Annotated in this window: 11 protein-coding genes; 5 read left to right on the forward strand and 6 right to left on the reverse strand. The window is 73.3% G+C overall.

What is annotated here, in order from left to right:
- Positions 1-51: 51 nt before the first annotated feature.
- From ACZ4W5_RS16280 to ACZ4W5_RS16290, 3 genes are all read left to right on the forward strand, one after another.
- Positions 52-723 (forward strand): DUF6230 family protein, encoded by a 672-nt coding sequence (locus ACZ4W5_RS16280; RefSeq protein ID WP_360243731.1) that lies wholly within the window; start codon positions 52-54, stop codon positions 721-723.
- 133 nt (positions 724-856) lie between these two features.
- Complete coding sequence (locus ACZ4W5_RS16285) at positions 857-1,570, forward strand: DUF6114 domain-containing protein (RefSeq protein WP_465655072.1); 714 nt, start codon at positions 857-859, stop codon at positions 1,568-1,570.
- On the forward strand, positions 1,567-3,021 hold the full coding sequence (locus ACZ4W5_RS16290) for a hypothetical protein (RefSeq protein WP_465655074.1): 1,455 nt from the start codon (positions 1,567-1,569) through the stop codon (positions 3,019-3,021). The genes ACZ4W5_RS16285 and ACZ4W5_RS16290 overlap by 4 nt, the downstream gene beginning before the upstream one ends.
- A 75-nt stretch (positions 3,022-3,096) precedes the next feature.
- Here the strand turns inward: ACZ4W5_RS16290 and pyk are convergent, their stop codons facing one another.
- From pyk to pta, 3 genes are all read right to left on the reverse strand, one after another.
- The gene (gene pyk, locus ACZ4W5_RS16295; protein ID WP_360243722.1) at positions 3,097-4,524 is read right to left on the reverse strand and encodes a pyruvate kinase; all 1,428 of its coding nucleotides are present in this window, start codon (positions 4,522-4,524) and stop codon (positions 3,097-3,099) included.
- Between the two features lie 94 nt (positions 4,525-4,618).
- A complete protein-coding gene (locus ACZ4W5_RS16300) occupies positions 4,619-5,842 on the reverse strand; it encodes an acetate kinase (protein WP_360243719.1) in 1,224 nt (407 codons plus the stop codon).
- Complete coding sequence (gene pta, locus ACZ4W5_RS16305) at positions 5,839-7,968, reverse strand: phosphate acetyltransferase (protein ID WP_465655076.1); 2,130 nt, start codon at positions 7,966-7,968, stop codon at positions 5,839-5,841. Before pta ends, ACZ4W5_RS16300 begins: the two co-directional genes overlap by 4 nt.
- A gap of 178 nt (positions 7,969-8,146) precedes the next feature.
- Between pta and ACZ4W5_RS16310 the strand changes: the two genes are divergently transcribed.
- The gene (locus ACZ4W5_RS16310; protein WP_360243713.1) at positions 8,147-8,428 is read left to right on the forward strand and encodes a type II toxin-antitoxin system Phd/YefM family antitoxin; all 282 of its coding nucleotides are present in this window, start codon (positions 8,147-8,149) and stop codon (positions 8,426-8,428) included.
- On the forward strand, positions 8,425-8,829 hold the full coding sequence (locus tag ACZ4W5_RS16315) for a type II toxin-antitoxin system VapC family toxin (RefSeq protein ID WP_360243710.1): 405 nt from the start codon (positions 8,425-8,427) through the stop codon (positions 8,827-8,829). Before ACZ4W5_RS16310 ends, ACZ4W5_RS16315 begins: the two co-directional genes overlap by 4 nt.
- Before the next feature lie 25 nt (positions 8,830-8,854).
- Here ACZ4W5_RS16315 and ACZ4W5_RS16320 read toward each other — a convergent pair whose 3' ends face one another.
- The 3 genes from ACZ4W5_RS16320 to ACZ4W5_RS16330 all read right to left on the reverse strand — a co-directional run bounded on the left by ACZ4W5_RS16320 (position 8,855) and on the right by ACZ4W5_RS16330 (position 13,564).
- Positions 8,855-9,526: a hypothetical protein gene (locus ACZ4W5_RS16320; protein WP_465655079.1), complete on the reverse strand. Its 672-nt coding sequence runs from the start codon at positions 9,524-9,526 to the stop codon at positions 8,855-8,857.
- 46 nt (positions 9,527-9,572) lie between these two features.
- Positions 9,573-12,005, reverse strand: coding sequence for a 1,4-alpha-glucan branching protein GlgB (gene glgB / locus ACZ4W5_RS16325; protein ID WP_465655081.1), 2,433 nt, complete (start codon positions 12,003-12,005; stop codon positions 9,573-9,575).
- A gap of 68 nt (positions 12,006-12,073) precedes the next feature.
- A complete protein-coding gene (locus ACZ4W5_RS16330; protein ID WP_360243701.1) occupies positions 12,074-13,564 on the reverse strand; it encodes a maltokinase N-terminal cap-like domain-containing protein in 1,491 nt (496 codons plus the stop codon).
- Positions 13,565-13,600 lie beyond the last annotated feature (36 nt).

The following is a 13,600-nucleotide window of genomic DNA, read 5'->3' on the forward strand; positions in this document are numbered from 1 at the left end:
GGGACGCGCCGCCGGGAGGCCGGAGATGTACGTCCTAGAAGGAGGACTCGCATGTCCAAGACCTACGGCAAGACCCGCTGGAAGCGCTTCGCCCTGGTGATGGTGCCGAGCGTCGCGGCCACCGCGATGGTCGGCGTCTCGATCGCCAACAGCGCGCTCGCCGCCTCGTTCAGCATTTCCGGCCAGCAGTTCAAGGTCAGCACCGACCAGCTGCACGGCACCAACTTCGCCCAGTTCGGCTCGGTCGACATCGAGGCGAACGGCAAGCCCCACCCGGTCGCGGTCTCGGCCTTCGACCACGCCGACATCACCAACCTGTGCCAGTCGGTGGTGACGGACCTGTCCGCGTTCGGCCTGGGCAAGATCACCCTCCAGCTGCACGCCGGTACCGAGGCAGGCAAGCCGGTCCAGGCCGACAACCTGCTGATCGACCTGGAGCAGCTGAAGGCGGACGCGACCTTCAGCCAGATGAACATCGGCCAGGACGCCTCCACCCTCTCGGGTACGGCCACCCAGGGCTGGGCCCCGCACGCGGGTGTCACCAAGGCGGGCGGCGGCGCCGGCCTGCCGTCCGGCGCGACCGGCTTCGCCCAGTCCGCCAAGACCGCCGACCTGAGCGGCGTTCAGCAGACCGCGCGGGCCACCTCGGCCGGCACGTTCAAGCTGAACGGCCTCAACCTCGCGCTCAAGAGCGGCGACGGCGCGGGCAACGAGTGCTTCTGAGCCACGTCTGACGGCACGCCGACCGGCGTGCCCGGATGACCGGGCAACCCGGGGCCGGGGGTGGCGGGCGACCGCCGCCCCCGGCACCCACCTTTTTCGTTCTTCCCTCGTAGCGACGTCGAGGAGCTGCACCATGTCCAGCGCAACGGTCGAGACACGGCCCCGTCAGCAGAACCCCATCGGGTGGCTCTGGCGGCACTTCCGTGAATTCCGCCGCTCCAGGCCCTTCTGGGGCGGCCTGCTGGCCATGATCGCCGGCGTCCCGATCCTCTACTTCCCGTACGCCCACCTGACCTTCGGCGGGCTGACCATCGCGATGTCCACCACGGCCGGTGCCGGCTCGCTGATCATCGGGGTGCTGATGATCATCCTCGGGCTGACCGCCTGGTTCCAGCCCGCCGTACGGGTCTTCGCGGGCATCGCGACCATCCTGCTGACGTTGGTCTCGATCCCGGTCTCCAACCTCGCGGGCTTCGGCCTCTCCCTGCTGCCCGGTCTGATCGGCGGCGGGCTGATGGTCTCCTGGGCGCCGCTGCCGGAGCCGTCCACCGCGACCGCGCCGGCCAAGGGGCGGCGCGCACGGCACGGCAAGCAGGCGGACGGTGCGGTGGCGGAGAGCGTCGCCACCGAGACCGCCGCCGCCGAGATCGCCACCGAGACCGCCGCCGCCGAGACGGCCGCCGCCGCTGAGGCCACCACCGCCGAGGCCGCCACCGAGGCGCCCACCGCGAAGCTGCCCGCCCAGGGCGGCGCATCCGAGCAGCCGGCCGCCGAGCCCGCCGCCGAAGCCGCCGAGGCCGCCGTTCCGAAGCAGGGCACCGCCGGGGAGCAGGAGGGGGCGCGGTGACCGGGCCGGCCGAGCAAGCAGAGGGCACGGCCGTCCCCGCGCAGCGCTCCGGCCGGCACGCCGCGCCGCGCCCGCCGGTCCGGGTCCGGCTGAGAGGCCGCGCCCTGGCGATGGCCGCGGTGCCGACCGCGCTGCTGATGGCGGCCGCCTACACGCCCAACCCGGCGGTGGCCGAGTCCGCCGCGGGCAAGCCGTGCGGCAACGCCCCGGTGACCGTGCCGGACGTGGCGCCGGTCGAGGAGACGCCCGTCCCCAAGAGCGAGCTGCCCGAGCCGCCGCCCGCGCCGACCGGTACGCCCGGGGCGACCGGGAGCCCGACGGCGCCGCCCTCGTCCGGCCCGAGCTCGCTGCCGACCACCACGCCGACCCAGGCGCCCACCACGGCGCCCACCACCGCGCCGACCACCGCGCCGGTGAAGCCCCCGGCGACGACGGCCACCCAGCCCGCCGTCCGCTCCGCCGCCACCGGCGGCTCCGGCGCGGTCAGCGCCGTCTACCGGGGCACCGGGGGCGGCACGGCCACCGCGAGCCAGGCCGGGCTGATCGACGACATCGTCGGCGGCATCAACCACCTGCTGAACCCCGGCAGTTCGGCCAGTCCGACGCCGAGCGCGACACCGAGTGCCACCCCCCAGGGGCCGGCCGCCCCCGCCCCGCGGGCCGGCACCCCGGCGCAGCCCGCCCAGCCGCAGGCCCCGGTCGCCGGCACCCAGCAGGCCGCGCCGCCCGCCGGGTCCTCGGACGGGCAGTCCGCCGCCCAGCCCTCGGGCGGGCAGCCCTCGCCGGCCGCCACCGCCACCAGCGGCAAGGCGGGCGGCAAGGCGAGCGGCAAGGCGGCCCCGTCGGCGGGTGCGTCGGCGAGTTCCTCGGCCACCCCCACCCCGTCCGGCTCGCCCACCGCGAACCCCAACTGCGCCGTGGACACCCGGAATCTGACCGCCGGTGCGGCCACCGCCGAGCACGTCGTCCCGGAGCAGAACTGGACGCTCCGGACCAGCCGGCTCGGCCTGCACGGCGCGGTCTTCCACGGCGTCTACGACGTGAAGACCCCGACCGGCACCAAGCGGGTGCTGAAGTTCGTGGTCGACAGCGTGGACATCGAGAACCTCGACATGTCGACCCTGGAGGGCAACGGCGTCACCTTCCACGTCCAGGGCGCCCCGGGTTCGACCTCGACCATGCGCAACGGCCCGGTCACCATGTACGTGGAGCGGCTGTCCGGCCACCTGTCCAAGCTGCTCGGCCTGCCGATCCCGATCGACCTGGGCGAGATCACCCTCACCCCGGACACCCTGCCGCGCTGGCTGTACGACCTGATCGGCGCCATCCCTATCCCGCTGGACATCGAGCTGACCGGGGTGACCGCCAAGCAGGCCGGCCAGTTCGGCGGCACCCTGCACATCCCGGGGATGCACCTGTTCAACGACGACGCGCCGTACAGCGACAAGTAGCGGACCCGGAAACGCCGGTGGGGCGGCCCTCCCGTACAGGAGGACCGCCCCACCGGCGTTCGTACTACCGGGGTGTCACTCGCCGTGGCTGCCCAGGCGGTGCACCTGCACCATGTTGGTGGTGCCGGGGATGCCGACCGGGACACCGGCGGTGACGATCACGGTGTCGCCCTCGCCCAGCTCGCCCAGCTTCAGCAGCTCGCGGTCGACCTGCGCGACCATCGCGTCGGTGGTGGCCACCTGCTCGGTGACGTACGACTCGACGCCCCAGCTCAGCGAGAGCTGGTTGCGGGTGGCCGCGTCCGGGGTGAACGCGATCACCGGGATCGGCGAACGGTAGCGGGACAGCCGGCGCGCGGTGTCACCGGACTTGGTGAACGCGATCAGCGCCTTGCCGTTCAGGAAGTCGCCCAGCTCGCACGCGGCGCGGGCGACGGAGCCGCCCTGGGTGCGCGGCTTGCGGCCCGGGTTGAGCGGCTGGAGGCCCTGGGAGACCAGCTCCTCCTCGGCCTTCTCGCAGATCCGGCTCATGGTGCGGACGGTCTCGACCGGGTACTTGCCGACGCTGGACTCGGCGGAGAGCATCACCGCGTCGGTGCCGTCCAGGATGGCGTTGGCGACGTCGGAGACCTCGGCGCGGGTCGGGCGCGAGGCGTGGATCATCGACTCCATCATCTGGGTGGCGACGATGACCGGCTTGGCGTTGCGGCGGGCCAGGGTGATCAGCTGCTTCTGGACCAGCGGCACCCGCTCCAGCGGGTACTCGACGGCCAGGTCGCCGCGGGCGACCATGATGGCGTCGAAGGCGAGGACGATCTCCTCCATGGCCTCGACGGCCTGCGGCTTCTCGATCTTGGCGATGACCGGCACCCGGATGCCGACCTCGTCCATGACCTCGTGGACGTCCTTGATGTCCTCGGCGTTGCGGACGAAGGACAGTGCGACCATGTCGACGCCCAGACGCAGGGCGAAGCGCAGGTCGTCCTTGTCCTTCTCGGACAGGGCGGGCACGTTCACGGCCGCACCGGGCAGGTTGATGCCCTTGTTGTTCGAGAGCACGCCGCCCTCGACCACCACGGTCTTCACCCGCGGGCCGTCGACGCTGACGACCTCCAGGGCGATGACGCCGTCGTTGATCAGGATCGGGTCGCCGGGCTTCACGTCGCCGGGCAGGCCCTTGTAGGTGGTGCCGCAGATGTGCTGGTCACCGGGGACGTCCTCGGTGGTGATGGTGAACTCGTCGCCGTTGTCGACGGTCACCGGGCCGTTGGCGAAGGTCGCCAGACGGATCTTGGGACCCTGGAGGTCGGCCAGGACGCCGATGGCCTTGCCGGTGTCCTCCGAGACCTGGCGGACCTTCCGGTACCGCTCCTCGTGGTCCGCGTGGTTGCCGTGGCTCATGTTCAGTCGGGCGACGTTCATGCCCGCCTCGACGATGGCCTTCAGCTGTTCGTAGGAGTCCGTGGCCGGACCCAGGGTGCAGACAATTTTCGCTCGGCGCATATGGATCAGTCTATCCGTTCGTGTTATGGGTGCATTCGGCACGGACCGGGAGGAATCGCCGACGAATGATCCCGAGGAACGAGACGATTCCGTGTCAGTCCTCGGACAGCTCGCCCTCGTGGTGCACCAGGGCGAAGGCCTGCCGGGCGATCTCCAGCTCCTCGTCGGTCGGCACCACCGCGACCGCCACCCGGGAGAACTCGGGCGAGATGATCCGGGCGTCGCCCGAGCGCACCGAGTTCAGCTCCGGGTCCACGGCGATGCCCAGCTCCTCCAGTCCCGCGGTGGCCGCCGCGCGCACCGGCGCCGCGTTCTCCCCGACCCCCGCGGTGAACGCGATCGCGTCCACCCGGCCGAGCACCGCGTAGTAGCCGCCGATGTACTTGCGCAGCCGGTGGACGTACGCGTCGAAGGCGAGCCTGGCGTCCGCGTCCCCCTCGTCGGCGCGGCGCATGATCTCCCGCATGTCGTTCTCGCCGCACAGGCCGCGCAGCCCGCTGCGGCGGTTGAGCAGGTCGTCGATCTGGTCGACGGACAGGCCGCCGACCCGGTGCAGGTGGAACACCACGCCCGCGTCGATGTCACCCGAACGGGTGCCCATGACCAGGCCCTCCAGCGGGGTGAGGCCCATCGAGGTGTCCACGCAGCGGCCGCCGCTGACCGCCGAGGCGGAGGCGCCGTTGCCCAGGTGCAGCACGATCACGTTGACCTCGGCCGGGTCCTTGCCGAGCAGCCGGGCGGTGGCCCGCGAGACGTACTGGTGCGAGGTGCCGTGGAAGCCGTAGCGGCGCACCCGGTGCTCGTCGGCGACGGCCTTGTCGATCGCGTAGCGGGCCGAGTACTCGGGCATCGAGGCGTGGAAGGCGGTGTCGAACACGGCCACCTGCGGCAGGTCCGGCCGCAGCGCCCGGGCCACCTCGATGCCGGTGATGTTCGCCGGGTTGTGCAGCGGCGCGACCGGGATCAGCCGGCGGATCTCCCGGAGCACCTCGTCGGTGATCACCGTCGGCTCGGTGAACCGCTTGCCGCCGTGCACCACCCGGTGGCCGATCGCGGCCAGCTCGGGGGAGTCCAGCCCGAGGCCGTCGGCGGCCAGCTCCTCGGCGACGGCCTTCAGCGCGGCCGAGTGGTCCGGGAAGGCCTGCACCAGCTCGCGCCGCTCGCCGGACCGCGGGGTGTGCACCAGCCGCCCGCCCGCCTCGCCGATCCGCTCCACCAGCCCGGAGGCCGGCCGGGAGCCGTCCAGCATGTCGATCAGCTGGTACTTCACCGACGAGGAGCCGGCGTTGAGAACGAGGACGCGCGTCCCTCCGGTCATGCCTGCGGCTCCTTGTCGTCCTGGGCCTGGATGGCGGTGATCGCCACGGTGTTGACGATGTCCTCGACCAGCGCGCCGCGGGAGAGGTCGTTGACGGGCTTGCGCAGCCCCTGCAGCACCGGGCCGACCGCGACCGCGCCGGCCGAGCGCTGGACGGCCTTGTAGGTGTTGTTGCCGGTGTTGAGGTCCGGGAAGATCAGCACGGTCGCCCGCCCGGCCACCGGCGAGCCCGGCAGCTTGGTGGCCGCGACGTGCTCGTCCACCGCCGCGTCGTACTGGATCGGGCCCTCCACCAGGATGTCCGGCCGCAGCGCGCGGACCAGCTCGGTGGCCTTGCGGACCTTGTCGACGTCCGCGCCCGAGCCGGACGTGCCGGTCGAGTACGAGAGCATCGCGACCCGCGGCTCCACCCCGAACTGGGCGGCGGTGGCGGCCGACTGGATCGCGATGTCGGCCAGCTGCTGGGCGTCCGGGTCCGGGTTGACCGCGCAGTCGCCGTACACCAGCACCCTGTCGGCCAGGCACATGAAGAAGACGCTCGACACGATGGACGCGCCCGGCGAGGTCTTGATCACCTCGAAGGCGGGGCGGATGGTCGCCGCGGTGGAGTGCACCGCGCCGGAGACCATGCCGTCGGCGATGCCCTCCTGGACCATCAGGGTGCCGAAGTAGGAGACGTCGGTGACCACGTCCAGGGCCAGCTCGACGGTCATCCCCTTGTGGGCGCGCAGCCGGGCGTACAGCTCGGCGAACTGGCGGCGCAGCGGGCTGGTGCTCGGGTCGACGATCCGGACCTGGGTGCGGTCGGCACCCGGGTCGTCCTGCGGGAGGACGATGCCCAGGCTCGCGGCCTTGCGGCGCACCGCGTCGACCTCGCCGAGCAGGGTGAGGTCGCAGATGTTGCGGCGCAGCAGGATCTCGGCCGCCCGCAGCACCCGCTCCTCGGTGCCCTCGGGCAGCACCACGTGCCGGCGGCCGGCCCGGGCGCGCTCCAGCAGCTCGTGCTCGAACATCATCGGGGTCACCCGTTCGGACCGGCCGACCTCGATCCGGTTGGTCAACTCGACGGTGTCCACGTGCAGTTCGAAGAGTCCGAGGGCGATCTCGGCCTTCCGGGGGCTGGCGGTGGTGAGCTTGCCCTCCAGGTGGGTCAGGGTGGCGGCGGTGGGCCAGCTGCCCTCCGGGACGACCGCGACGGGGGTGCCGGGGGCGAGCCGGGCGGCCAGCGCCATCACGTTCGGGCCGGGGTGCTGGCCGAGGGTCAGCAGCACGCCGGCGATCGGCGGGGCGCCCGCCGCGTGCGCGGCCAGCGAGCCGATCACCAGGTCGGCGCGGTCCCCGGGGGTGACGACCAGGGCGCCCTCGGTCAGCGCGTCCAGGAAGGTGGGCAGCATGGCGCCGCCGAAGACGAAGCCGCGGACGTCCCGGGCCAGGCCGGCCGCGTCGCCGAGCAGCACCTCGGCGCCGGTCGCCTCCACCAGCTGGGCGACCGTCGGCGCGGCCAGGGCCGGCTCCTCCGGGATCACGTAGGCCGGGATCGGCAGCCGCTCGGTGAGCGCGCGCTGGATCCGCTGCTTGGCCCCGGGGGAGGTCCGGTTGGCGATCATCGCCAGGGTCTCGCAGCCGAGGTCGGTGTACGCCCGGTGGGCGCCCAGCACCTCGGCGATCACGGCCTCCGGGTCCTTGCCCTGGCCGCCGACCACCGGCAGCACGGCGGCGCCGAACTCGTTGGCGAGCCGGGCGTTGAAGGCCAGCTCGTCCGGGATGTTGGTGTCGGCGAAGTCGGTGCCGAGCACCAGTACCGCCTGGCAGCGCCGCTCCAGCGCGCGGAAGCGGTCGACCAGCGCGGAGACCAGCTCGTCCTGCCCCCGGGCGGCCTGCAGCGCGGCGGCCTCCTCGTAGCCGAGCCCGTACAGCTCCGTGCCCGGCAGGTCGATCCGGTACCGTCCGCGCAGCAGCTCGACGACGTGGTCGGAGCCGGGTTCGCCGGGCGCGGCCGCGTGCACCAGCGGACGGAACACCCCGACCCGGTCCACCTGGCGGGTGAGCAGTTCCATGACCCCGAGTTCGACGGCCTGCCGGCCGTCCCCCCGGTCGATCCCGGTCACGTACACGCTGCGCGCCACGCGGATGTCTCCGTCCCGTCGTCTCGGAAGGTGGTCATCTCGACCATACCTTCGCACCACGAACGCCTGTCCGCGAGCAGAGGCAGGGGGGAAGGGCAAGGGACCAAGGGCCCGGACCGGGGACTTGCGGCACTGCCTGCCCTTGATGTACCTACGTCATGTAGTTACATTGGCTGGTATGGAGACCATGGGACTGCGTGAGCTGAACCAGAACCCGTCGAAGGCGGTCGCGCGGGTCCGGGCCGGTGCGACGATCGTCGTGACCGACCGCGGGCGGCCCGTGCTGCGAATGGTGCCGGAGACGGCCCCGGAGTCGACCCTCGAACGCCTGGTCGCGGCCGGCGAGGTCACTCCGCCCACCGACCAGGGCATGCCCGAGCTCGCCCTCGACCTGCTGCCGGACGTCGGCAGCCTGTCGGACCTGCTGATCGAGGACCGGAACCGGGAGCGCGACCGTTGATCTACCTGGACTCCTGCGCACTGCTGAAGTTCATCAAGCCGGAGCCGGAGACGGCCGCGCTGCGCGCCTGGCGGGAGGCGCTTCCCGACGGCACCGAGCTGATCACCGGCGAACTGGCCCGGCTGGAGATCACCCGCACGCTGCTCCGCGCGGGCCTGTCGCACCAGCTGGTCCCGTACCACGTGGACCAGGCGCTCCGGGGGGCCTACCGGGTCGACCTCAGCAGCGCGGTGCTGGCCAGGGCGCTCGCCTACCGCACCCCGCGGCTGGGCTCGCTGGACGCGCTGCACCTGGCCAGCGCGGAGCCCTTCCGCGCCGAACTCACCGACTTCGTCACCTACGACCGCGAGCTCGGCCGGGCCGCCGAGGAGCTCGGGTTCCCGGTCACGGCTCCCCGGTGACGCCCACTGGGGCGGTTACCAGCGGTCAGCGCGCGGCGTTGGCGGCTTCGGAGCCGGACAGGTCCAGTTCCCGGCCGTTGAGGTAGACGGTGGACAGGCGTCGGTCCAGCAGCCAGCCGTGCGGGCGGAGCAGGGCGCCGTCGCGGCCCGCGGTCCAGCCGTCGGCGGTGAGGGCGGCGCGCATCCGGGCCTCCAGCTCGGCGGCGGGCAGGCCGGTGGTGCTGCCGATGGTGAGGGTGCGGGCGCAGAAGTCGGAGCCGCAGTAGCCCCCGTCGGTGCGGGTGACGGTCAGGCCGGCGGGGACGGGCACCTCCGCGGCGCTCGGCAGGAAGGCGTCGTGGGCGAACAGCGGGTAGGCGACGGCGACGGCCGCTCCGACCAGGGCGTGGACGGTGAGCGCGACGGCCGCTCCGGCGACCGGGTGGTAGAACTGCCGCTCCGGTCGGGGGCCGCGCAGGCGCCGCTCGACCAGTGCGCCCGCCAGCACCACCAGGCCGGCCGCGAGCGGGTACCCGGCCTCGATCTCGGCGGTGGCGCGGGTGAAGTACCACTCCTGCTCCAGGCCGACCAGTGCGAGGGCCAGCGCGGCGAGGACGGCGAGGACGGCCGCTCCGACGGCCCGGGTGCGGACCAGGAACGCCCAGCAGACCAGCGGCGGCAGCAGATAGGCCAGCGCCAGGACCACGTACACGAGCAAGCCCCCCGCCTGCCGACGATCACTGCCAGGCGGGGAGCCTACGGGGTCAGGCGGGTCGGAGCCAGAGGGTGGCGAGCGGGGGCAGGACCAGTTCGGCGGAGCGGGGCTGGCCGTTCCACTCGACCGGATCGGCCTTGATCGGGCGGGAGTTGCCGGTGCCGCTGCCGCCGTAGGCCTCGGCGTCGGTGTTCAGCAGCTCCTCCCAGAGCTGCTCGCGGCCGTCCAGGGCAGGCAGGCCGACCCGGTGGCCGTGCCGGACGACCGGGGAGAAGTTGCAGACGGCGACCAGCGGGGTGCCGTCGGCGGCGAAGCGGACGAAGGAGAGCAGGTTGTCCTCGGCGGCGCCGCCGTCCAGCCAGCGGAAGCCGTCCGGGGTGGTGTCCAGCTCCCAGAGGGCGGGGGTGTCCCGGTAGGTCCGGTTGAGGTCGCGGACGAGGCGGCGCACGCCCTGGTGGTCCCGGTGGGCGGGCCACTGCTCGTCGAGCACCCACCACTGCGGGCCCTGCTCGTGGTCCCACTCCGCGCCCTGGGCGAACTCCTGCCCCATGAAGAGCAGTTGCTTGCCGGGGTGGGACCACATGAAGCCCAGGTAGGCGCGGTGGTTGGCGCGCTGCTGCCACCAGTCGCCGGGCATCTTGGAGACCAGGGCCTGCTTGCCGTGGACGACCTCGTCGTGGGAGATCGGCAGGACGTAGTTCTCGGAGTAGGCGTACACCATCGAGAAGGTGATCTCGTTGTGGTGGTACTTGCGGTGCACCGGCTCCTTGGACATGTAGACCAGCGAGTCGTGCATCCAGCCCATGTTCCACTTGAGCCCGAAGCCGAGGCCGCCGGCGTCGGTGGGCCGGGTGACGCCGTCCCAGGCGGTGGACTCCTCGGCGATGGTGATCACGCCGGGGCAGCGCCGGTAGACGGTGGCGTTCATCTCCTGGAGGAAGGCCGCCGCGTCCAGGTTCTCCCGGCCGCCGTACTGGTTGGGCGTCCAGGCGCCGCCCTCGCGGGAGTAGTCGAGGTAGAGCATCGAGGCGACCGCGTCGACCCGCAGGCCGTCGATGTGGAACTCCTCGCACCAGTACACGGCGTTGGCGACCAGGAAGTTGCGCACCTCGGTGCGGCCGTAGTCGAACTCCAGCGTCCCCCAGTCGGGGTGCTCGGCGCGCTGCGGGTCGGCGGGCTCGTACAGCGGCTCGCCGTCGAAGCGGGCGAGGGCGAAGTCGTCCTTGGGGAAGTGCGCGGGCACCCAGTCGACGATCACGCCGATGCCGTGCCGGTGCAGGGTGTCGACCAGGTGCCGGAAGTCGTCCGGGGAGCCGAGCCGGGCGGTGGGGGCGTAGTAGCCGGAGACCTGGTACCCCCAGGAGCCACCGAAGGGGTGCTCCATCACCGGCATGAACTCCACGTGGGTGAAGTTCAACTCCTTGAGGTAGCGCGGCAGTTCCTCGGCGATCTCGCGGTAGGTGGTGAGGTCGGGCCGCCAGGAGGCCAGGTGCAGCTCGTACACCGACATCGGCGCCCGGTGGTGCGCGGTGCGGGCCCGGCGGGCCATCCACTCGTCGTCCTGCCACCGGTACGCGGAGGAGGTGACCACCGAGGCGGTGCCGGGCGGGCACTGGGCGGCCCGGGCGAGCGGGTCGGCCTTGTCGAGGACCCAGCCCTGCCGGGTGTGGATCTCGTACTTGTAGGTGGCGCCCTCGGCGAGGCCGGGGACGAACAGCTCCCAGATGCCGGAGGAGCCCAGCGAGCGCATCGGGTGGCCGGTGCCGTTCCAGTGGTTGAAGTCGCCGATCAGCCGCACCCCGACGGCGTTGGGCGCCCAGACCGCGAAGGCGGTGCCCGCCACGCCGTCGACGGTGCGCACGTGCGAGCCGAGCGCCTGCCAGAGCTGTTCGTGCCGGCCCTCGGAGATCAGGTGCAGGTCGAGTTCGCCGAGGGTGGGCGCAGTGCGGTAGCCGTCGTGCTGGCGCAGCGGTTCGCCGTCGGGGTAGGTCACCAGCAGGGTGTAGTCCGGGAGTTCGCCGCCCGCCAGCAGGCCGGTGAACAGCCCGCCCTGCTGGTGGGTGAGTTCGGCGGGGCCGTGGGCGGTCTCCACCACCACCCGCTCGGCGAACGGGCGCAGCACCCGGATCGCCGTCCCGCCGTGCACCGGGTGGGCGCCGAGCAGGGCGTGCGGGTCGTGGTGCTGCCCGTTCACCAGCCGGTCCACCTCGGCCGGCGGCAGCGGGGCATCGGGCAGGCGCAGGGCGCCGGCCGGGGCGTCCGCGGGGGTGTCCGCGGGGGGACCGGCCGGGGCGGCGGCCCCGGGTGCTGAGCCCCCGCGGCCGGAGCTCCCGCGGCCGGAGCTCTCGCGTTCGGAGCTCCCGTGGTCGGCGGCCCCGCGTTCGGAGCCCCCGCGGTCGGCGGCCCCGGGTTCGGCGGCCCCGGCCAGGAAGGTGGCCGGAACGGGGCGGGTGGGGCGGCCGGTCGGGTCGAGCGGCGTCACGGCGTGGTCCTCCAGCGGCGGGGATGGGCGAACTCGTGGCGGGCGGGCGGGCGGGGCGGGAGCGCGGGTCAGACGGACAGGGCGAGCCGGTTGATCGCGGCGAGCGGGATCGGCAGCCAGCTGGGCCGGTGCCGGGCCTCGTACACCACCTCGTACACCGCCTTGTCGATCTCCAGCGCCCGCATCAGCTCCGGCGAGGCGGCCGGGTCGGCGCCGCCCCCGGCGGTGTAGCCGGCGCAGAAGGCGGTGCGGTTGCGCTGGGCCCAGGCGGCGGCGAGGTGGGCCAGCTCGGGGTCGACCGGGCCGCCGGCCAGCAGGTGGGCGGCCGCGTAGTCGAAGGAGCGCAGCATCGCGGCGACGTCGCGCAGGGCGGGCTGGGGTTCGCGGCGCTCGCTGACGGATTTGGCGGGCTCGCCCTCGAAGTCCAGCAGCACCCAGCCGTGCGGGGTGCGCATGGCCTGGCCGAGGTGGAGGTCGCCGTGGATGCGCTGGACCGGCAGGCCGTCCGGGTGGGCGTCGGCGAGCTGCTGGAAGGCGGCGCGCAGGGCGGCGCGGAAGCGCAGCAGGCCGGGGACGGCGGCGACGGCGCTGTCCAGCCGGTCGGCCATCGCGGTGGCGAGCCGGCCGGTCTGGGTGCGGTCGAGCCGGGCGACGGGCATGGAGCGGGCGAGCACCCGGTGCACCTCGGCGGTGGCCCGGCCGAGCCGGTGCGCCTCGATGGCGAAGTTGCCGGGGGAGCGGTCGCCCTTGAGCCGGCCGACCTGGTCGAGGGCGAGTTCCCAGCCGTCCTCGGCGTCCGGCAGGTAGCGCTGGAGCAGTCCGAGGGTGGCGGGTTCGGCGCGTTCCATCCGGCTCTCGAACCAGGCGGCGACCCGGGGGATGCGGGTGGAGCCGGCCCGGGAGAGGGCGAGGGAGAGCTCCAGGTCGGGGTTGGTGCCGGGGTGGATGCGCCGGAACAGTTTGAGGATGTACGAGGTGCCGTAGATGACCGAGCTGTTGGACTGTTCGGCGGTGGAGGCGCGGCCGGGGAGGTTGGCGGGCAGTCCGGAGCCGGGGGTGCGGCGGAAGGACAGCGAGCCGAACCGGTCGCCGGTGGCCAGGTGTTCCAGCAGGCGTCCGGTGAGTTCGGGGTCGTGCACGGCGTCGTAGAGGGCGGCGCCGTCGTACGGGCCCTGGGTGAGCCGGCCGAGCACGGCGCCGGGTTCGATGCCGGCGGGCCCCTGGGAGCGGACGCCGAGCAGCAGTTGGTAGGTGTCGCCGTGCGGGAGGCCGGCCGTGGTGGCGTGTTCGACCCGCAGCAGCAGGTGCAGCAGGGCCGGGTCGCCGACCTGCAGCGGGGTGCCGACCACCGGCACGAGTCCGGTGATGGGGCGTCCCTTCCCGGCGTACCAGCGCTGGGTGGGGAGCCAGTCGGCGATCAGCGGCAGGGCCGCCTGGACGAGCTCGCTGACGCCCAGGGCCGTTCTCCGGACCCCGGTGCCCCGCGCGCCCGGGTGCGCGGCGGAGCCGGCCGGGGCGTCGTGCTGCACATGGGCTTGCGAACGGGAGGTTTCGGACATGACTCCCTTTCCCCGGAAGCACGCGGACGGCCCGAC

It is taken from the genome of Kitasatospora sp. NPDC029367 (assembly GCF_055569135.1).